The 18,758-nt window shown below is 55.3% G+C and carries 21 protein-coding genes and 1 tRNA gene; 12 read left to right on the forward strand and 10 right to left on the reverse strand.

What is annotated here, in order from left to right:
- Positions 1 to 42: 42 nt before the first annotated feature.
- The 7 genes from B2952_RS01280 to purN form a co-directional block, all read right to left on the reverse strand.
- Positions 43 to 639 carry an OmpA family protein gene (locus tag B2952_RS01280; RefSeq protein WP_290736299.1) on the reverse strand — a complete coding sequence of 199 codons (597 nt, stop codon included), beginning with the start codon at positions 637 to 639 and terminating at the stop codon, positions 43 to 45.
- The gene (locus B2952_RS01285; RefSeq protein WP_290728345.1) at positions 636 to 1,925 is read right to left on the reverse strand and encodes a translocation protein TolB; all 1,290 of its coding nucleotides are present in this window, start codon (positions 1,923 to 1,925) and stop codon (positions 636 to 638) included. The genes B2952_RS01280 and B2952_RS01285 overlap by 4 nt, the downstream gene beginning before the upstream one ends.
- A gap of 4 nt (positions 1,926 to 1,929) precedes the next feature.
- The gene (locus B2952_RS01290) at positions 1,930 to 2,664 is read right to left on the reverse strand and encodes an energy transducer TonB (protein ID WP_290736302.1); all 735 of its coding nucleotides are present in this window, start codon (positions 2,662 to 2,664) and stop codon (positions 1,930 to 1,932) included.
- The gene (locus B2952_RS01295) at positions 2,661 to 3,068 is read right to left on the reverse strand and encodes an ExbD/TolR family protein (RefSeq protein WP_173380763.1); all 408 of its coding nucleotides are present in this window, start codon (positions 3,066 to 3,068) and stop codon (positions 2,661 to 2,663) included. The genes B2952_RS01290 and B2952_RS01295 overlap by 4 nt, the downstream gene beginning before the upstream one ends.
- 9 nt (positions 3,069 to 3,077) lie before the next feature.
- Positions 3,078 to 3,770, reverse strand: coding sequence for a MotA/TolQ/ExbB proton channel family protein (locus tag B2952_RS01300; protein WP_144063796.1), 693 nt, complete (start codon positions 3,768 to 3,770; stop codon positions 3,078 to 3,080).
- Positions 3,771 to 3,878: 108 nt separating this feature from the next.
- Positions 3,879 to 4,670, reverse strand: coding sequence for a ribonuclease HII (locus B2952_RS01305; RefSeq protein WP_290736305.1), 792 nt, complete (start codon positions 4,668 to 4,670; stop codon positions 3,879 to 3,881).
- A 17-nt stretch (positions 4,671 to 4,687) separates the two neighbouring features.
- Positions 4,688 to 5,281, reverse strand: coding sequence for a phosphoribosylglycinamide formyltransferase (purN, locus tag B2952_RS01310; RefSeq protein ID WP_290736308.1), 594 nt, complete (start codon positions 5,279 to 5,281; stop codon positions 4,688 to 4,690).
- Between the two features lie 39 nt (positions 5,282 to 5,320).
- On the opposite strand from purN, the gene guaA reads away from it, so the two are divergent.
- Positions 5,321 to 7,156: a glutamine-hydrolyzing GMP synthase gene (guaA, locus tag B2952_RS01315; RefSeq protein WP_290736311.1), complete on the forward strand. Its 1,836-nt coding sequence runs from the start codon at positions 5,321 to 5,323 to the stop codon at positions 7,154 to 7,156.
- 216 nt (positions 7,157 to 7,372) lie between these two features.
- Here the strand turns inward: guaA and B2952_RS01320 are convergent, their stop codons facing one another.
- Positions 7,373 to 7,903, reverse strand: coding sequence for a helix-turn-helix domain-containing protein (locus tag B2952_RS01320; protein ID WP_290736314.1), 531 nt, complete (start codon positions 7,901 to 7,903; stop codon positions 7,373 to 7,375).
- A 189-nt stretch (positions 7,904 to 8,092) separates the two neighbouring features.
- Here B2952_RS01320 and B2952_RS01325 point away from each other — a divergent pair, with 189 nt between their 5' ends.
- The 9 genes from B2952_RS01325 to B2952_RS01365 all read left to right on the forward strand — a co-directional run bounded on the left by B2952_RS01325 (position 8,093) and on the right by B2952_RS01365 (position 15,251).
- A complete protein-coding gene (locus B2952_RS01325; protein WP_290736317.1) occupies positions 8,093 to 8,296 on the forward strand; it encodes a LysR family transcriptional regulator in 204 nt (67 codons plus the stop codon).
- Entirely contained in the window at positions 8,283 to 9,356 is a 1,074-nt protein-coding gene (locus B2952_RS01330; RefSeq protein WP_290736320.1) for a site-specific integrase, read from the forward strand. The genes B2952_RS01325 and B2952_RS01330 overlap by 14 nt, the downstream gene beginning before the upstream one ends.
- 2 nt (positions 9,357 to 9,358) lie before the next feature.
- Positions 9,359 to 9,685, forward strand: coding sequence for a plasmid mobilization protein (locus B2952_RS01335; protein WP_290736323.1), 327 nt, complete (start codon positions 9,359 to 9,361; stop codon positions 9,683 to 9,685).
- The gene (locus B2952_RS01340; RefSeq protein WP_290736326.1) at positions 9,682 to 10,821 is read left to right on the forward strand and encodes an AAA family ATPase; all 1,140 of its coding nucleotides are present in this window, start codon (positions 9,682 to 9,684) and stop codon (positions 10,819 to 10,821) included. The genes B2952_RS01335 and B2952_RS01340 overlap by 4 nt, the downstream gene beginning before the upstream one ends.
- 438 nt (positions 10,822 to 11,259) lie before the next feature.
- Positions 11,260 to 12,597, forward strand: a complete 1,338-nt coding sequence (locus B2952_RS01345) for a plasmid recombination protein (RefSeq protein WP_290736329.1) — start codon at positions 11,260 to 11,262, stop codon at positions 12,595 to 12,597.
- A 78-nt stretch (positions 12,598 to 12,675) separates the two neighbouring features.
- A complete protein-coding gene (locus B2952_RS01350) occupies positions 12,676 to 13,179 on the forward strand; it encodes a flavin reductase family protein (protein WP_290781463.1) in 504 nt (167 codons plus the stop codon).
- A gap of 50 nt (positions 13,180 to 13,229) precedes the next feature.
- The gene (locus B2952_RS01355) at positions 13,230 to 13,661 is read left to right on the forward strand and encodes a MarR family transcriptional regulator (RefSeq protein WP_290760977.1); all 432 of its coding nucleotides are present in this window, start codon (positions 13,230 to 13,232) and stop codon (positions 13,659 to 13,661) included.
- Between the two features lies 1 nt (position 13,662).
- On the forward strand, positions 13,663 to 14,352 hold the full coding sequence (locus B2952_RS01360; RefSeq protein ID WP_290760975.1) for a radical SAM mobile pair protein A: 690 nt from the start codon (positions 13,663 to 13,665) through the stop codon (positions 14,350 to 14,352).
- Positions 14,340 to 15,251, forward strand: a complete 912-nt coding sequence (locus B2952_RS01365; protein WP_290781465.1) for a radical SAM mobile pair protein B — start codon at positions 14,340 to 14,342, stop codon at positions 15,249 to 15,251. The genes B2952_RS01360 and B2952_RS01365 overlap by 13 nt, the downstream gene beginning before the upstream one ends.
- Positions 15,252 to 15,697: 446 nt before the next feature.
- On the opposite strand, the gene B2952_RS01370 is transcribed toward B2952_RS01365, so the two are convergent.
- A tRNA-Lys gene (locus tag B2952_RS01370) sits at positions 15,698 to 15,770 on the reverse strand.
- A gap of 80 nt (positions 15,771 to 15,850) precedes the next feature.
- On the opposite strand from B2952_RS01370, the gene B2952_RS01375 reads away from it, so the two are divergent.
- On the forward strand, positions 15,851 to 16,864 hold the full coding sequence (locus B2952_RS01375) for a hypothetical protein (RefSeq protein WP_290731404.1): 1,014 nt from the start codon (positions 15,851 to 15,853) through the stop codon (positions 16,862 to 16,864).
- Positions 16,865 to 16,875: 11 nt separating this feature from the next.
- On the forward strand, positions 16,876 to 17,574 hold the full coding sequence (locus tag B2952_RS01380) for a hypothetical protein (protein WP_290731401.1): 699 nt from the start codon (positions 16,876 to 16,878) through the stop codon (positions 17,572 to 17,574).
- Here the strand turns inward: B2952_RS01380 and B2952_RS01385 are convergent.
- Complete coding sequence (locus B2952_RS01385) at positions 17,557 to 18,711, reverse strand: glycosyltransferase (protein WP_290731398.1); 1,155 nt, start codon at positions 18,709 to 18,711, stop codon at positions 17,557 to 17,559. The two genes, B2952_RS01380 and B2952_RS01385, sit on opposite strands and share 18 nt — an antisense overlap.
- Positions 18,712 to 18,758 lie beyond the last annotated feature (47 nt).

Raw genomic sequence — 18,758 nt, forward strand, 5'->3', positions numbered from 1 at the left:
ATTCTACGAGTGTTGCTAGAAACTATGACTCTATATTGTCTATTACGGCTGGATGTTCACGCGGAAGTTCGCACGGCGGTTCTGGGAATAGGCTTCTTCCGTTTCGCCCTGAGCCTTCGGAGCTTCCTTACCGTAGCTCACGGATTCCATGCGCTTGCCATCGATACCGTAGGTATTGAGGAATTCCTTTACCTTCATGGCGCGCTTTGCACCCAAAGTAAAGTTGTAGTCTTCGGTACCGCGAGCATCGGTATGGCCCTCGATGGTAATCGTGAAACGGGTTTCCTTAAGCAGGAGCTCACCCACCTGAGCCAAGAGTTCCCTGGCCTTTTCGGTAAGCTCGGAGCGGTCAAAGTCGAAATAGACATCCTCGCTCATGATCTGGTTGATAAGAGCTTCGAGGCGGGCGCGTTCGGCTTCAAGGCGTTCAGCTTCGAGCCGTGCCTGCTCTGCAGCGAGGGAATCCGCATTCAACGCGGGTTCCGCAGGAGCGGCGGGCTGCTCTGCAGCGGGAGCTGCCGCAGCAGCCGGGGCGGGTGCGGGAGCCGGAGCAGTCTCGGGAGGCGGGTTCTTCGAACACGCCACGAGGGCAAGACTCGCCGCACAAGAAATCATCGCGAGTTTAAATGCGAATTTCATTGATTACCTTCCTTTTTTTGTTGTTTAATATCTTCGTTGAACCAGGACCACGTAGGCGCAGTGTTCTCGCCGCCCTGGGTAATGCGGGTCACGTTCGCGCCGTCGAACCGCATAATGTAAATCTGGTAAGTCCCGCTACGGTTGCTCGAAAAAGCAATCAGCTTGCCATCGGGCGACCAGGTCGGGTGTTCGTTGTTGCCCGCGTTGTTCGTGAGCTGCACGATGTCGCTCCCGTCAAGAGCGCAGGTATAAATGTTCATCTTGCCGTTGTCCATCGAGGTGTACACGATGCGGTCCCCATTCGGCGACCAACTGGCGCGCTCGTTGTAGCGACCCATGAACGTCACGCGGCGCAGGTCAGATCCGTCCTTCTCCATCACGAAAATCTGCGGGCTTCCCCCGCGGTCACTCGTGAACAGCACTTCGCTTGCGGTCGGGCTCCACGCGGGACTCGTCTGGTTGCTCTTCAGGTACGCAAACTTCCTCGCCTTGCCCGTTTCCATATTGCCAAGATAGAGATCCGTTTTTCCATCCACGGTCGAAGAAAAAAGGAGCTCCCCCGTCCTGGGATTCACGGCGGGACTGTAGGTCTGGTCAAACTGGGCGAATAGCGGATATTCCGCACCGCCGAACTTTTTCGCATACAGGCGCGGCCTACGCGTCTTGAAGTTTACGTACACAAGGCCTGCATTTCCACGCATCCACACGGGCATCATGCTGATAGTCGAGTCACGCGTCACCTGGCTGCGGTGGAAGCCGTCGTAATCAGAAATTACCACCTGCTTTACGCCGTCGATCTTGGAAACAAAGGCTAGCCTGGTCGTCGCAACGCCGCGTTCACCCGTAATGCAAAGAGTCGCCTTGTCGAAAAAATCGTGGACTGCGCGACGCAGATTTTTTTGCTTTACCGTGTAACTTTCGCCGAGGCGGAGCGTCTTCGACTTCGACACGTAGAGAAAGCATTCCACCTTGAGCAGGCCATCCGCCAGGGGAGAAACTTTCCCCGTCATGTAGTAATCCGCATGGCTACGGCTGAAAAGCGCAAGGTTGAACTTTTCAGAAGCGACAACGTCAAATCGACCGGAGAGATTCGCATCACGTGTAAGAATCTGGTGCGGACGCTCCTCAATCCATTCGATTCCAGGTTTTTCCTCGAAAGGCACAATGCCTATGGGAGTCGTCTTGAACACTGAAATTCCCACGTCGACGGCAATCGTATCGATAGACGCGAATACGCACGGCGCGGAGAATACCAAAAAAGCAAGCAGGACAAACAATCTTTTCATAGCGTCAGTTCGGAGTAAAGTTAAAATGCAGCACGAGGCTCGGGGCGCGGTAGTTCGGCGGCAGTTCGGGCACCTTCGAAATCTGAACCGCGCGCACGGAAAGGTGGTCCCACGCCTTGTTGCCCGACGACTTCTTGAGAATCACTGCGGTAATACCGCCGAAGCGGTCCACCTGAAACTGCACGGTCGTCTTCGCATCGCGGCCCACCTTCAAGTCCTTGGGCGGCTTGAAGTTGCTCATGATAATCTTCTTAAGCTGTTCGAGATAGACCTGCATCAGCGGATCCATGTCCACGGAACCCACCGGATTCAGGCTCGGAGCCTCCACTGCAACGGGCAGGTCGAGATCGTCGACCGGGAAATCCTCCTGCGGTTCCGGTTCGGGCTCCGGTTCTGGTTCCGGCGGAACCTCTTCGTGCACCTCCTCGGGCTTCTGCTCCGGCTCGGGCTTAATCTCTGGCGGGAGTTCCTTGTTCACCTTGGGCTTCGGTGGCTCCTTGGGTTTCGGTGGCTCGGGAGGCCTCGGCTGTACCGACTTCGGGGGCGGAGGTGGCTGGGCCACCTGCACCATCTCGAACACGGGAATTTTCTCGGGTTCAGGCTTCAGGTTCACGTAATGCAGCCCGATAAAGAACGCCACGACGGCAAAATGGAAGACAACCGCCACGACGATTATCTTCACGAGCGTGGAATCCACGTCCGAGCTGAAGTACTTTATCCTTTCTTCTTCCTTGCTCATTTACCCGGTTTTTCTTTAGGATTCATCGTAAGGAACCCGAGTTTTGTCACGCCCAATTTTTGCACCTGCGTAACGACCTTCATCACGAGTCCGTAATGGACGTTCTCGTCGGAATTGATGACGACCGCCATCTCTCCGTTCCAGAGGGACTTGAACACGTTGTTGAAACTGCCAAAATCCACCTGCATGTCGGCGATGTAGATCTTCTCGTCCTTGGTGATGGACACCTTCAAAAGTTTTTCCTGCTCCATCGTCGGGGCTTCGGCCTTCGGGAGGTCGACCTTCACGCCCTGGCTCATGAGCGGAGCGGAGATGATGAACACGATAAGGATCGAGAACACGATGTCGATCATGTTCGTGAGGTTCATCTCCTGCTTGAGTTCTTTTCCGCGGCTACGCTTCACCTAGGCCTCCTAGCCGGCAACTTCTTCGAGGGCGAGCAGGTCGCCGCGCTTGAACAGGCTCAATACCTGGGAACCGAAGTTGAAGTACGAAATCTCGTTCTGGCCGTTGCAGCTCGTGAAGTAGTTGTAGCCCGCAGAGGCAGGGATAGCGACCACGAGACCGCCCACCGTGGTAATAAGCGCCATGGCGATACCCGGAGCGACGACGGAGAGGTCGGCAGAACCGTGCTGGCCAATCTGGAAGAACGCAATCATGATGCCCCACACCGTACCCAAAAGGCCGAAAAACGGGGCAAGGTTTGAACTTGTCGCAAGGAAGCTCAGGTAGCGGTCTTCGGTAAGGCGCAGGCCCTCGATAGAGCGCTGGATGGTGTCTTCCAAAAGCGATGCGCGGTGCTGAATGGAATCGTAACTCACAAAGTTACTGAACTTGGAGGCTTCCTTCAGCACCTCGGCCGTAAGGCGGCGGAGCGCACTGTCCTCGGCGGTCTCGCAAAGCCCCTGCAGCTGCACGAACTGCGTGACCGTGCTGAACTTGCGGAAGAACTCGGCATTCGCATGCTTGCTCCTGCGGTATGTAAAGAATTTTACGATGATGATGCCCCAGGAACCGAGCGACATAATGGCAAGGATGCAGAGAACCACGATAGTCGCGATATCGGACTGCAAAACCATTTGCACAAGAGGGATGGAATTGTTCAAAAGAACCTCCTCAGAAAAAATTCCGGGCGAAAACATACGCCCCGTGCACAATGTAGCAAAAAGATATTTTTTAGACCAACTTAAACGGGCAAAAAGCCCCCCAAATTGTCATTCCAGCCCTTTCGGGTGAAAACTCTTGCGGTGTGCGGGTGTAAACCCGAATTTACGGATGCCGTCGAGATGCGCCTTCGTGCCGTAGCCCGCATTCACCTCGAACGCATAACCCGGATACTCTTCCGCTAATTTGTCCATAAAGCGATCACGGAATACTTTCGCGAGGATAGACGCAGCGGAGATACTTGCAATGCGGCCGTCCCCTTTAACGATGGGCATCTGCATCTCGGCAGGGACACCCCGGATTTTCAGGTTGCCATCAACCGCAACGAAAACATAAGGAACCGGCGAGCCCGAGACTTCCGCAAACGAACTTTTCACTTCCAAAGGAATCTCGGGCAGAGGAGCATCGAGTCCCGGCATTCCGAGCGCCTGCAAAGCCCGCCGCATCGCAAGGAAATCGGCCTCCAGGATGTTCAGGCGGTCAATCTCTTCCACGCTCGCACTCGCGATTGCATAGCAGGCGCACGCGTCCTTCACGGCATCGAACATCGCCTCGCGCTTCTTGCGCGTAAGCTTTTTGGAATCGTTCAGTTCCGGCATGATATCGGGCGCTTTCAACACTGCCGCGCACGCCACCACGGGCCCTGCAAGCGGGCCCCGGCCCACCTCGTCGATGCCGACAACGACAACGTTTTTCCTTGCGCCGGTTTCTGCAAGCGAGAACAGGTCAAGCGTCTCTTCACCGCCAACAGATGCAGGGTCGGCGACAAACCTCCGCAATAGGTTCTCCCCTTCTACCGGAGTTTCGACATTTTCAAGGAATGCTGGCAGCCTGAATCTCATACCATTCCCTATAGACCCTAGTGAAGTCCAAGGCTGCCCGCATAGTCGCGGATGGTCTTCCAATATAGATTGTGTTCCTGTTCGAGCACGCGGCCCGCAAGCACCTCGGGAGAATCATTCTCGAAAACGGGAACCTTCACCTGCGAGAGGATGCGTCCCTGGTCAATTTCTTCGCTCACCAGGTGGACTGTCGGGCCGGATTCCTTTTCATGCGCGGCAATCACCGCCTCGTGCACGTGGATTCCCCAGTAGCCCTTCCCCCCGTACTTGGGCAGGAGGGAGGGATGGATATTCATGATGCGGTCGGGCATACGGGCTATCATGCAAGAAGGGAGCGCCTTCATGTAGCCCGCCAGAATCAGCAGGTCAACGTCATACTTGTTCAGAACATCCATCATCGCGGCCTCGTAATCCGCGATAACCGGGTGCGTCTTGCCCGAAATATGGTGAACCGGGATGCCATATTCCGAAGCGTGCCCCACAGCTCCGCAATTCCCGTTATTGGTAATCAAGAACTTGCACTGGCAATCGAGTTCGCCAGAGCCAATTTTGTCGATAATTGCCTTAAAATTGCTTCCACCACCGGAAGCCATCACTCCAATTTTAAACATGGGGCCAAAGATAGAAATTTTTTTCTATTTTTGGGCCGTATGAAAAACGTCGATACTATTGCAGTTTTGGACTTTGGCGGGCAGTACGCCCACCTGATTGCTAACCGCGTGCGCCGCCTGGGCGTGTTTACCGAAATCCACTCCCCCGCCGCTCCCGTCAGCGAACTCGAAGGCGTGAAGGGAATCATCTACAGCGGTGGCCCCAGTAGCGTGTATGCGGCCGACGCCCCGGAATACAATCCCGAAATTCTGAACCTGCCGGTGCCCAAACTCGGCATCTGCTACGGTCACCAGCTCATCGCCCAGCAGTTGGGCGGGCATGTGGAACCGGGCAAGGTCAAGGAATACGGCATCGCCGACCTGATTGTGGGCGACGAAAAGTGCCCACTTCTGAAGGGCCTCCCGAAGGCCAGCCCCATGTGGATGAGCCACGGCGACCAGGTCACCAAGCTCCCCGAGGGCTACAAGATTGTGGCCAGCACCAAGGACTGTGAAATCGCCGCAGTCGCTTTCGACAGCGACAAGCCCGAACGCCAGATTTTCGGTATCCAGTTCCACCCCGAAGTCACGCACAGCAAGTTCGGCATGAAGTTGCTCGAAAACTTCGTGGACTTTACCGGTGCAAAGAAGACCTGGAACATGAAGAGCTACCTGCCGCTCATCACGGAGCGCATCAAGGAACAGGTCAAGGACCGCAAGGTTTTCTTGCTCGTGAGTGGCGGCGTGGACTCCACCGTTGCCTTCGTGCTTTTGAACCGCGTGCTCGGACCAGAAAAGGTTCTCGGTTTGCACGTGGATAACGGCATGATGCGCCTCGGCGAATCCCAAAAGATTATGGAATTCTTGAAGGCCGAAGGGATGAACAACCTCAAGGTCCGCGACGCCAGCGAACACTTCCTCGCTAAGCTCAAGGGCGTGACCGCGCCGGAAACCAAGCGCGGCATCATCGGTAAGGAATTCCTGACGGTGAAGGACGAGGAAATGGCGAAGCTCAACCTCGATCCGAACCAGTGGATGATGGCGCAGGGCACCATCTACCCCGACACCATCGAAAGCGGCGGCACCAAGAACGCCGACAAGATCAAGACGCACCACAACCGCGTGCAGGAAGTCTTGGACCTTATGGAAAAGGGCCTCGTGCTGGAACCTCTCGCCGATCTGTACAAGGACGAAGTCCGCGCCCTCGGCGAAGAACTCGGCATTCCGCACAACTTAGTGTGGCGTCACCCGTTCCCGGGCCCGGGCCTCGGCGTGCGCCTGCTCTGTAGCGAGGGCAAGCTTACCGACGACCTCGTGAAGTTCGAAGACGTGAAGGACACCGCCGGTCAGTCCCTCGCCGACTACCTGAAGGCGAACAAGATTGCAGGCCGCCTGCTCCCCATCAAGAGCGTGGGCGTGCAAGGCGACGGACGCACCTACGCGCAGCCGTTCCTTATCACCACTCCGGGTCTCTCCTGGAAGGATTGCGAAAAGTTCTCCACCGAACTTGCGAACCGCTTCAAGGCAATCAACCGCGTCATCTACCAGATTGGTAGCGTGGCCGATGAAGACCCGAAGCTTGTGGAACAGTTCGCCACCCGCGAAAACTTCGATACGCTCCGCAAGTTCGACAACATTTGCACCGAATTCCTGCAGGCAAATGACCTGTACGAAAAGATTTGGCAGATGCCTGTGGTACTCGTCCCGCTCCGCACGGCGGGCAAGCCCTGCATCGTGATGCGCCCGGTGAACTCCACCGAAGCCATGACAGCCAACTTCGCCGAAATCGACCAAGGCATGCTAGCCGGACTCTGGCGCAAGTTCGAAGCCGAAGGCGCAGGCTCGCTGTGGTACGACGTGACCCACAAGCCCCCCGGAACCATCGAGTGGGAATAATTCCGTCAAACCTTGAAACCCTTTCAGCATCAGCGTTTGCGGACTTCTCGTTCCTCTTTTGATAACAATTTGATAACACAGCCCCAAAACCGTATCATTCCGCATCCCCTGTGGTTTGCGGGTGGAAAGTGGTCTTTCACGGTTTGCGGGTGACACGATCCATATTGAGAAAGCCTTTACCGATGGCAGCGTCGGTAAAGGCTTTTTTGTCGTTTTTCAGTCGGTATCCAGCTTGTCCTTGAACGCAGCGGTCAATGCGTCGCTAAGTTCCTGTGACGGAACCTTGCCCCATCTCTGCGTGGTGTCGTATCGGGGATAGTTGTAGCGCCAGCGGTCATAGTCCTCTTGGGTGATCTCTCCCGCTTTCAGCTTCGCGGCCTGCTCCGCCCAAGCGGACAACATTTCCAGCATCGAGAGATAGGTCTTACCGCGGGACTTGTCCAGACGCAGGCAGATTTCGCCGTCGATCTCTCCGACGGTCAACCCGCGCATATCCTCCAAAGCAAAGAGCGTGTGCATCAGGCCGATGTCGCTGTCTATGTCAGGGACGGTCAGGGCGTCGGTGGAGACGCCAAAGTAGCCCGCCAGTGCCTTGGTCAGATCGGCCTTGGGGGAACGGCTTCCGGTTTCATACTGCGCCATGCGCACATCGGCGGAGCGTTCGGGAAAGCCCACTACTTGACCGAGATACTTCTGCGTGACACCCATCTTGTTGCGGAAAAAGCGGATACGCTCACCGATTGCCATAACCGTCAGCTCCTATCTTTCTTTTGATGACATACAGAGCATAGCATATTTGTTTAGATTCGTCAAGAGAAATTAAATAAATTTGTTTATATTTACCCACTCGCAAGACCTTGACATAACGGAAAAGAGTTAGTATAATCAGCATACGCTAAACAAAAAGCGTTATCATTGAGGAAAGGAGGAAGCAGCATGGATAACAAATTTATTCGGGCAGAAGAAGTCGCAAAAGAGTTGGACGTGTCGAAGCCCTATGCCTACAAGCTCATTCGGCAGCTCAACGAGGAACTGAAAAGCAAGGGCTTCATCACCATCTCGGGGCGAGTCAATCGCCAGTATTTTAATGAACGTTTCTACGGAACCGGAAAGGAAGTGAACAAGGATGCCGGTATTTAAGGACGAAAAACGGGGTACATGGTACGTCATGGCGCGGTATTGCGACTGGACGGGAGCGCGCAGGCAGAAGTGCAAGCGGGGCTTTCCCACCAAGCGGGATGCGCAGGATTGGGAGCACGGTTTCAAGTTACAGACCTGCTCCGATCTGGATATGACCTTTGAAGCCTTTGTGGAGCTTTACACCAAGGATAAGAAGCCCCGGCTGAAAGAAAACACGTGGCTGACCAAGGACAACATCATCCAGCAAAAGATATTGCCCTATTTCGGCAAGCGGAAGATTAGCGAGATCACCACCAAGGATGTGATCGCATGGCAGAACGAGATGCTCGCCTACCGGGACGAGAAGCGCAAGCCCTACTCGCAGACCTATCTCAAGTCTCTGCACAACCAGCTCAGCGCCATCTTCAATCACGCCGTCCGCTACTATGATCTGCGTTCCAATCCCGCAGCCAAAGCCGGGAACATGGGAGTGGAGGAACGGAAGGAGATGCTGTTCTGGACAAAGGCGGAGTATCAGCGGTTCGCGGATGCCATGATGGACAAGCCCCTCTCTTACTACGCTTTCGAGATGCTCTACTGGTGCGGTATCCGCGAGGGGGAGTTGCTGGCGCTCACCCCGTCAGACTTTGATTTCGAGGCTGGGACGGTGAGGATTAACAAGTCCTATCAGCGGCTCCATGGCGAGGATGTGATCACCACGCCAAAAACCCCGAAAAGCAACCGTACCATCAAGATGCCTGATTTCCTGCGGGACGAGATGAAGGATTACATCGGTATGCTCTACGGTGTCAAGAAGAAGGATCGCATCTTCACCGTCACGAAAAGCTATCTCCACCACGAGATGGACAGGGGTGCGAAGGAGGCTGGGGTCAAGCGCATCAGAATCCATGACCTCAGACATTCGCACATTTCGCTATTGATCGACATGGGTTTCTCGGCGGTGGCAATTGCCGACCGGGTGGGGCATGAGAGCATTGACATCACCTATCATTACGCACATCTGTTTCCGTCCAAGCAGACGGAGATGGCGGACAAGCTGAACATGGAAAGGGGGAGTTGAATATGTCAGCAAAGAACCGTGACGAGCACAACCGCTGGCGCAACGTCACCGTCGCGTTCCGGGTGTCGCCGGAGGAGGACAGTTTGATCGAAACCGCCGTGCGGCTCTCGGGACTGACCAAGCAGGACTACATCACGCGACGCCTGACTGACCGCGAGGTGGTGGTGCAGGGCAATCCGAGGGTGTTCAAGGCGCTGCGGAACCAGCTCGCCGCCGTGCTGGACGAGCTGCGGCGCATTGAGGCCGGGGCAGGCGTCGATGACGACCTGCTGGACGTAATCGGCATGATCGCCGCGATCATGAACGGCATGAAGGAGGAAACGGGATGAACGACAAAAATGAAATGACCGCCCCTATCGCATCTGTTGGCGCAGATGTGGGGCAGTCACTCACTAAAGAAAACATCAGTATAACAGACGAGGATGCGGAATACAAGAAAAAGTTGCTGGAAGTCCAGCGTTTCTGCGACCCGATGCACCTCAACACCCTGTCCATGAACGATTTGTTTGACTGTTCCTTTACCAGCAGGCCGCCGTTGATCGACGGTCTGCTGTACGCCGGGACGTATCTGCTGGCTGGCGCGCCGAAGATCGGCAAGTCGTTCCTCGTTGCCCAGCTTGCCTACCATGTCAGCATGGGACACACGCTCTGGGACTACCCTGTCCGGCAAGGCGGCGTCCTCTATCTGGCGCTGGAGGACGATTACCAAAGGTTGCAGGGGCGTATGTCCCGGATGTTCGGCGTGGAGGGGACGGACAACCTGCACTTTGCCATCACGTCGGCGCAGATCGGGCTTGGTCTCGTCGAACAGCTCGATAATTTTCTGAAAGACCGTCCCGACACAAGGCTGGTCATCATCGACACGCTCCAAAAGGTGCGCGACGCCATCGGAGAGGCATACAGCTACTCCGGCGATTACGACGCCATCGGTCAGCTCAAGGGCTTTGCGGCCAGTAGGGGCATCTGTCTCCTGTTGGTACACCACACGCGCAAGCAAGCGGCGGATGACGCCTTTGACATGATCTCCGGCACGACGGGCCTGCTCGGCTGCGCGGACGGCGCGCTGCTGCTCCGCAAGGAGAAGCGTACCGACCTAAACGCCACGCTGGACGTAGTAGGCCGCGACCAGCCCGACCAACGGCTCCACCTGACGCGAGATCAGGATAGTTTGGTTTGGCAGCTTGACCACGCGGAGCGGGAACTATGGAAAGCACCGCCCGACCCGCTGCTTGAAAAGGTGGCGGCGCTGGTGACGCCGGACGCGCCGGAATGGAGCGGCAGCCCCTCTGAGCTGGTCAGTGTGGTCGATGCCGATATGGCGGCAAACGCGCTGACCAGATACCTCAATGTCAATTCAGCGCGGCTCAGAAGCGACTACAACATCGAATACGGACGGAAACTGCGGCATGAGGGCAGGCGGATATACCTTCGTTTGCTGTCTGCCGGTGATGCGGCTCTGACGTAAGCGCGACGCTTGCGACGGTTGCAACGGTATTTGAGACGGTACAAATAAACCGTCGCAACCGTTGCGACCGTCGCGGCGATGGGGTCTCCGAAAAGTCGCAAGACTTTTTGGGGAGAGGAGGCACAGCGGAATAAACGAGCCCTCGCGCCATGCGCGGGGGCGAGCGATATGGAGCTTATGCCGACGATTCGGCGGGGTGCAGGGTGCCCTTTACAAAGGGCAGCCCTGCCGGGGAGTCAACCGCAGTTGACAGGGGCAGCGCCCCTCCGGGAGTGTCTGGACGCCGCAGCGGGCAGACACTTCCGGCAGCCCCCTCGGAGAGCCCACGACACTTTGCAGCCGCAAGACTGAAAGTGTCATAGTGGGTTATTACACTTCCCGCAGGAAGTGCCCTCCGACCCCGGCGGGGCGTATCTCAACGAAAGGATGTGATTTACGATGGCAAGAAACACGGGAGACCGTACCTGTGTCCGCAACGTCAACGTGTCCGACGCCAACATCGGCAACACGCAGGCGCACAACGAGCGTGAGAAGAAAACCTATGTCAATCCCGACATCGTGCCGGAGCGCGCGGAGCTTAACGTCCACTTCAAAGCGCCCACGGACGATTATGTTGGGATGTTCAGCAAGATGGAGGAAGAAAAGGTCATCTCGACGCGCGGCTTGAAACCCGACGCCACCAAGTTCTGCGAGCTGGTGTTTGACGTCAACTCCGCCTACTTCTACAACCACGGCGGGTATGACTACGCGCGGCAGTTCTATGAGGAGGCGTACCGGGCAGCGGTGGAGATCGTCGGCGGCGAGCAGTACATCCTGTCCGCCGTCATGCACGCCGACGAGCGCAACCGCGCCATGTCGGAGCAGTTGGGTGAGGACGTGTACCACTACCACCTCCATGTGGTCTATGTGCCGGTGGTAAAAAAGGAGATTTTGTGGTCAAAGCGGTGCAAAGACCCCACGCTGCGTGGTACTGTAAAAGAGGTCATTACGCAGGTCAGCCGGAGCAAGAAATGGGCGTCGAAACCGGCAGTGGACGATATTGGTGAGCCAATCCTCCAAAAGAACGGCAAGCCGGTACTGAAGAAGTCGTACAGCGTTTTGCAGGACGATTTCTATCGGCACATGGTCGCTGCCGGGTACACGGACATCGAGCGCGGCGAGGTCGGCAGCAACGAGGAACACCTGACGGTGACGCAGTTCAAGGTGGAGCAGGAGCAGCAGCGCCTCGCACGGATTCAGGACGCAGCAGCCTATGCATCGGAGGAGACACAGCGACGAAACGAGGAGATGGAGGAGGCAAGGAAGAAGGCGCAACAAGCAAAAGCCCAGCTTGACGCCGTGGTACCGAAGGTCGAAGCGGTCGAGGAGCTGGCGCGACGATATTCCGATGATGTTGACAAGGTGCTGCCCGAAGCGGGTGCGCTGGAAACGGCGCGGTCGTACCGCGAGAAGAAGGCCAAACCTCTCTACAAGAAGATCGTCGATGTCCTGCGCGCGCTCTATAACAAGTATCTTGACCTTATAAACAGCTTCAACCGGCTGAACGATAGTTATAACCGGCTCCAACAGCGTTACGCCTCGCTGGATGCCTCCTTTGACCGGCTGGCAGAGGAGAACAAGAGCTTGAAGCAGGTCGCAGCGGACTATGACGCCTTATGCCGGGGCTATGGCGCGGACAGGGTGGAGGAGCAGGTCAGGGCGATTCGGGAGCGCGAGGCAGAGCAGAAACGGCAGAGGAGGATGCAACGGCAGAGGCACAGCATCGGAGCGCGATAAAAAGACTTGACAAATATCATTCTATTTAGTAATATTCCTTACGGCACAAATTCAATGAAAAAAAGAAAGGTGATTGATATGGAAACCATCAAAATCGCAAAAGCTCCGGCATATACCTCGCCCAACCCGATGACGCTGATCTGCACGCGCAAGAGTGACGGAACCACAAACCTTGCCACACTGGCGTTCTGGACTTACGCCTCCACCAACCCCGGCAAGATCATGTTTGCACTCAACAAGGGCGCTTATTCTCTGGAACTGCTCGCCAAGACCAAGGAAGTCGTTCTGACGGTTCCGGGCGTGGATATGGCCGGCGCGTTGATCGGTTGCGGCACATCTTCCGGTCGGGACACCAACAAGGTAGAGAAGCTCGGTCTTGCTATGAAGTCAGTCGAGGGCACCGACATTCAGATCCCAGTTTCCACGCGGCTTGCCATCCACGCAGCAGTTGTTGAAACGGTAGACGCTGACGACCACGTAATCCACGTCTGTGATGTGAAGAATTTGTTTGCCGATGATTCCGTAGAGGCGATCTTCGGCTGGAACGGCTACGCTGAGTTGGCGGGAGCGCAGAAGAAGTAATGAGAAAGGAAGGGCGGTCTGAAAGACCGCCCTTTTATCGGTGAACAGAAATGAGCAGACAAGGCGGATTTTTGATCTCGCAGATTAAACAGGTGGGCGGCCGTGTTTTTGACCGCATTCTCAGCGATAAGAATATCGACGCATTCAACGGCGCGCAGGGACGTATCCTCTACATTCTCTGGCAAGGAGACGGCGTACCTATTAGCAAGCTCTCCAAAGAGACGGGGCTTGCCATGAACACGCTCACCAGTATGCTCGACCGTATGGAGGCAGCGGGGCTTGTCCGGCGGGACAGGGGCGACCACGACCGGCGGAAGATTTTGATTTATCTCACCGACGAGGCAAAGGCGTTGGAGCAGGATTACAACGCGGTCACAGCGGAGATCGAAAGCATTTATTACAAGGGCTTTTCCTCGGAGGAAATCGACGCGCTGGAGGGTTATCTGCGCCGGGTGCTCACAAATGTTGAGGAGGCGCTGTAATATGTCGGTTTGCATCAAGGATCTGATTCAGAATATGAATCTGGTGATCGGCTGCACGGTGGGATGTTCTTACTGTTACGCGAGGAACAACGTCAAGCGGTATCACATGATCGACGACTTCTCCCAGCCGGAGTTCTTTCCGAACAAGCTGCGGCTAATGGAGAAGCCGAAGCCTCAGAACTTCCTGCTCACCGGCATGAGCGATCTCTCCGGCTGGAAGCCGGAATGGTGCGAGCAGGTGTTTGCCAAAATCGCGGAGAATCCGCAGCACCAGTTTTTGTTTCTCTCCAAGCGCCCCGATCTGCTGGACATCGACTGCGACCTCGACAACGCATGGTTTGGCGTGACAGTCACGCGGCGCTCCGAGCTGTGGCGCGTCTATGCACTACGGGAGAATGTCCGCGCCAGGCACTATCACGCGACCTTTGAGCCGCTGTTCGATGATCCCGGCGAGGTGGACTTGCATGGTGTCGATTGGATCGTCATCGGCACCATGACCGGCGCTCAAAGCAAAAAGATACACACAGAACCGGCGTGGGCGTACTCGCTCATGGAGCAGGCGCACACGCTGGATATTCCGGTGTTTTGGAAGGAAGACCTCGTCCCCATTATGGGCGAGGAACAGATGATACAGGAGTTGCCCGCCGCATTCAACAGAGTTTTGGAGGAACAGAAAACATGGCACAAGTAATGATGGATGGGATTCTCGTCGGAGAAAAAGACGTCAAAAGTGTAATGACTAAGTCAAATCTGCCCGTGGGCGGGTACTCGGTCAACCCCTATGTGGGCTGCACCCACGCCTGCAAATATTGCTATGCGTCGTTTATGAAGCGCTTTACCGGCCACAGCGAGGAATGGGGCACCTTCCTTGATGTGAAACACTGGCCGGAGATCAAGAATCCGAAGAAATACGCGGGTCAGCGCGTCGTGATCGGCTCCGTCACCGACGGCTACAACCCACAGGAGGAACACTTCCGCAACACGCGGAAGCTGCTCGAGCAGCTCTGCGGCAGCGGCGCGGATATTCTGATCTGCACGAAGTCCGATCTCGTCGTGCGCGACCTCGATCTGCTCAAGGAGTTGGGGCAGGTCACGGTGTCGTGGTCGATCAACACGCTGGATGAGGACTTCAAAAACGACATGGACGCCGCTGTGAGCATTGAGCGCCGCATTGCCGCCATGAAACAGGTCTACGACGCGGGCATTCGGACGGTCTGCTTTGTCTCACCCGTCTTCCCCGGCATCACGGACTTTGAGGCAATTTTCGAGCGGGTGAAGAATCAGTGCGACCTGTTCTGGCTGGAAAACCTGAACCTGCGAGGCGGGTTCAAGAAAACCATTCTGGACTATATCGCCGGGAAACGTCCCGAGCTTGTGCAGCTCTATGACGAGATTTACAACAAGCATGACAGAAGCTATTTTGAGGCGTTGGAGAAGAAAGCGGAGGAAATGGCGAAGAAGTACGATTGCCCCTTCGTTGACAACGAAATGCCCTACGGCAGAGTACCGCAGGGCCATCCCGTGATTGTGGATTATTTCTATCACGAGGAGATTCGAGGCTCGGAAAATACGGGAACGCGGAAAAAGTGAGCATGGCATGATCGAGGACGGAGAGCAATTTCTGTAGGGCAATGCTTGATAATACGAATAATTTCCGCTATAATAAACACGCGCAAAGATTGTCACAAGCCTTTTGTTATCACGCCTGATAACAATTTGATAACATTCCATCGTATAGGCTGGATAATGTGGATATATCAAATAATCAAAAGAACGGGGCATCATATTTCCGAAGCAAAATCCGTTAGAATATGATGTCCGGCAACGAGTTCGAATAAGGCGAGAGTCGCGACAAAAAGCTGGCTTTTTGTCATGACCGAGCCGCGTGAACACGCGCTTGAACAAAGTGAAAGCGCCGTGGGAGTAGATCTAACAAATGCTTACTCAAAAGCCGAATGAGACAAACCCATTCGGTTTTTTATTTAGTCTGCAAGGACGAAAAAACCGGCCCCGACAATTCGGAACCGGTTTTTCACTGAGCTATGAAGGGCTCGAACCTTCGACCCACGCCTTAAAAGGGCGTTGCTCTACCAACTGAGCTAATAGCCCGAGCAGACCAAATATACGAAAAAAACGCTTTTTTGTAAAGGTCGGCGGTTCGTTTTTTGCTTTTTTTGTAAATTTAGCACATGAATCTGAAGGGTAAAGTCATTTCGTTTGTCGCATGCGGATTGTTGTCAACGACAAGTGCAAGCGCATACTTTTCCCAAGACGACCAGGGAAACGAAGTGTTCTCTTTCATGAGCACTTTCGACAGTCCCCGTAACGCGGCCCTCGAAAAATCAGCAGCGGCTGTCCCCTCCACCGACCCTACCGTCGTTCAAATCAACCCGGCAGCACTGCGCATGCCGGACGGGATCAAGCGCATCGGTGAAATCCACTGGCAAACAGGCGACATGGCAGACAACCAGGGGTCCATCTCCTACACGTCCACCTACAAGCAGTTTATCTACCAGATTTCATACAACTGGCTCGACTACGGAACAATCAACGGCTACGACGAATACGGAAACGAAACCGGGAAGGACTACAACCCCTTCAGCCAGCTCGCGACAGCGACCATTGCGTTTCCGATGACCCACATCCACGTCGGTGCTACAGCCAAGTTCGCAACCGAAACTCTCGCCGACGACAAGGGCGACCGCACTGCCTGGGGCGCCGCCTTCGACTGGGGCATCTCGTGGCAATCGTCCAGTAAATTATTCGGATTCGCTCTCACGGCACGCGACTTCGGTTCTCTCCTTCGGGACTACACCGACGATTCGCAAGACGACTACTACCCAATGTCGCAGACATTCACCATTGCCGGGTATTACAGGCCGGTCATCCTTCCGAGGCTCACAGTCACAGCCGCGAGCGAATTTCCGCGTTATGCGGAGTCCCGCCTGGAACTTGGCGGGGAATACGCTCTTGGCGGAAGCTTCTTCGTCCGCGCCGGTTTCACCCGCGCCTGGCTCGACATCACCCGCGACTTCAAGCAGCTCATCTCGGCAAGCAGCAGGCCCGACGAATCCCAGTCCGGGCGCATGCTCAGTGCGGGCCTCGGCTACACGAGTCAACTATTCTCCCTCGACTACTCCTTCTCCTACCTCGCCCAGGGGCTCGGTTTCGAGCACCGCATCGGTCTTCGCGTAGGGCTGTAGCGGAGTGACCCATGCGGCAGTTCGATGTTTTTGTATGGGGCGACAGGATGGCGCCTCCCTTCACGGACAAGGCTCTAGGGTGGTTTTCCACAGACAGATTTAACGAACAGCTTTTAGATAGCGATGCCGAATGGATCGTTTTCGCCCACAGTTCCATACAAATCGACCGCAAATTCCTGAACGACCTCGCCGAGACAATATCCTCGTTTCCTATGGTCGACGCATTCGCCCCGCGCATCCACGACACGACTACCGGGAAATTCCTTTCGGGATTCAGGTTCGACAAGCGCACAGGGATTGCTATGCTCGAAGAAAACGCCCCGCTCCGATACGTGGCCGCGCCGCACCCCTATTTAGCAGCATTTTCGCGCCGCATCGTCCAGCGCACCGGCAGATTCGATGACGAACTCTCGACGGAAGAACAGCTTGCAGATTATTCCTTCCGCATGCTCCATGCCGGAGGATCGATGTTTTCCGTTCCCTACCTAGTCGCTTCGGGAACAGCCGCAGGAACCCCCTACGGCAACATCAACGACCTTGCCTACGCCATGGTCAAATCATTCGGACTGTGGAAATCACGGCGGTTTCTGCTGCGACATGCCGGTTGCATCCACCATTTATGGGCCAACCGCAGGGCCCTGCAAGAAAAACGCGAAAAAGCAACCCTTCTCAGTAAGCTAAGAAAAGAGAGTCTAGACAAACTTTTCTAGGAACTCGCAAACACGGCTTGCAAATTTTTCCATGGAACAGCGTTCCAGCAAGGCTTTCGCAGCCGTTTCTTCAACGACATTTTCGCCAGCAAGCACGCGGTCAAGAACTGCGGCATAAGCCTCGGCATCGGTCGGCGGATCAACAAGAGGGCATACGCCAGCAAGGTTTTCCCTGACAGCCGACGTCGCGGCCCCGACCGCAGGCGTGCCACAAGCGATAGCCTCGATAGGCGGAAGCCCGAAGCCCTCCAGAAAACTCGGATAAACCATCAAGTCGGCATGGCGGTAGAACTCACGCAATTCCAAAGCTTTGAACTCGTTAAAATGGAACACGTTGTAGAGTTTCTTCTCGTTCACGATGTTCCTGAGCCGCTCCGAGAACTTGCCTACACGCACGAAGGCCACATCGGGACGAAGGCGAGCCATTTCGAAATATGTATCGATATTCTTGCGCGGCTCGTCAAGGCTCACGTTCAGGCACATGCCCTTGTAATTGCGCATCCCATGTTTTTTGCGGAACGCGGCACGTTCTTCCTGTGTCATGGGTGAATCCGGCATATTGAACAATGCGGAATCAATCGGGCAGCCGATTACCTTCCCCGGCGCATCAGCCATCTTCTTGCCAAAATACTTGGCAGCCTCGCCCCGGGTCCATTCGGAATTATAGACAAAAGAATCCGCGCAGACTGTCGGACGAATAAAGAACATGTTCAACAGCCTGAACTTGACACTGTGCGGGTAGAGCGTCTCGGCAAACGTATCGTGCACGAACATCACCGATTTAGCAGACGGGCATGCCGATTTTGCCATGGGGACCAGGAATCCGAGTTCCGGACGGATAAAGAACACGATATCCGGGGCAATTTCGCGCAACACCTTTTTCAGGGGAGAACGGAATGCAAAAAATCCCGTATAGAGCGACTTCGCCCATACCTCGTGCGCCGTAAACCCGCGAGTATCCGCGACCGACATCTTTGCCGATTTTTCCGCATTCACCTCATCCGGAAAAAACTTCGGTGTCTTAAGCCAAAGCACATGCGCATCGAACTTTCCGCATACGGCATCGAGCAAGTTCATGGTCAAACGGCCAAAACTCGTGCGTTCGTTCTTGTCGCAAATAAACACTATCTTGGGCATGCCGGGCATATATCGATAAAAATAAAAAAATTAACTGCATGGCATAA

Source organism: Fibrobacter sp. UBA7003, assembly GCA_002449765.1.
Lineage (GTDB): Bacteria > Fibrobacterota > Fibrobacteria > Fibrobacterales > Fibrobacteraceae > Fibrobacter.

Bases quoted from the DNA above. Each gene is read 5' to 3' on its own strand.
- B2952_RS01285 (WP_290728345.1), bottom strand. From the start codon at position 1,925: ATGAAAAGATTGTTTGTCCTGCTTGCTTTTTTGGTATTCTCCGCGCCG.
- B2952_RS01330 (WP_290736320.1), top strand. From the start codon at position 8,283: ATGCCGGTATTTAAGGACGAAAAACGGGGTACATGGTACGTCATGGCG.
- B2952_RS01350 (WP_290781463.1), top strand. From the start codon at position 12,676: ATGGAAACCATCAAAATCGCAAAAGCTCCGGCATATACCTCGCCCAAC.
- B2952_RS01280 (WP_290736299.1), bottom strand. From the start codon at position 639: ATGAAATTCGCATTTAAACTCGCGATGATTTCTTGTGCGGCGAGTCTT.
- purN (WP_290736308.1), bottom strand. From the start codon at position 5,281: ATGTTTAAAATTGGAGTGATGGCTTCCGGTGGTGGAAGCAATTTTAAG.
- B2952_RS01355 (WP_290760977.1), top strand. From the start codon at position 13,230: ATGAGCAGACAAGGCGGATTTTTGATCTCGCAGATTAAACAGGTGGGC.
- B2952_RS01380 (WP_290731401.1), top strand. From the start codon at position 16,876: ATGCGGCAGTTCGATGTTTTTGTATGGGGCGACAGGATGGCGCCTCCC.
- B2952_RS01365 (WP_290781465.1), top strand. From the start codon at position 14,340: ATGGCACAAGTAATGATGGATGGGATTCTCGTCGGAGAAAAAGACGTC.
- B2952_RS01375 (WP_290731404.1), top strand. From the start codon at position 15,851: ATGAATCTGAAGGGTAAAGTCATTTCGTTTGTCGCATGCGGATTGTTG.
- B2952_RS01290 (WP_290736302.1), bottom strand. From the start codon at position 2,664: ATGAGCAAGGAAGAAGAAAGGATAAAGTACTTCAGCTCGGACGTGGAT.
- B2952_RS01345 (WP_290736329.1), top strand. From the start codon at position 11,260: ATGGCAAGAAACACGGGAGACCGTACCTGTGTCCGCAACGTCAACGTG.
- B2952_RS01340 (WP_290736326.1), top strand. From the start codon at position 9,682: ATGAACGACAAAAATGAAATGACCGCCCCTATCGCATCTGTTGGCGCA.
- B2952_RS01320 (WP_290736314.1), bottom strand. From the start codon at position 7,903: ATGGCAATCGGTGAGCGTATCCGCTTTTTCCGCAACAAGATGGGTGTC.
- B2952_RS01325 (WP_290736317.1), top strand. From the start codon at position 8,093: ATGGATAACAAATTTATTCGGGCAGAAGAAGTCGCAAAAGAGTTGGAC.
- B2952_RS01335 (WP_290736323.1), top strand. From the start codon at position 9,359: ATGTCAGCAAAGAACCGTGACGAGCACAACCGCTGGCGCAACGTCACC.
- B2952_RS01305 (WP_290736305.1), bottom strand. From the start codon at position 4,670: ATGAGATTCAGGCTGCCAGCATTCCTTGAAAATGTCGAAACTCCGGTA.
- B2952_RS01385 (WP_290731398.1), bottom strand. From the start codon at position 18,711: ATGCCCAAGATAGTGTTTATTTGCGACAAGAACGAACGCACGAGTTTT.
- B2952_RS01360 (WP_290760975.1), top strand. From the start codon at position 13,663: ATGTCGGTTTGCATCAAGGATCTGATTCAGAATATGAATCTGGTGATC.
- guaA (WP_290736311.1), top strand. From the start codon at position 5,321: ATGAAAAACGTCGATACTATTGCAGTTTTGGACTTTGGCGGGCAGTAC.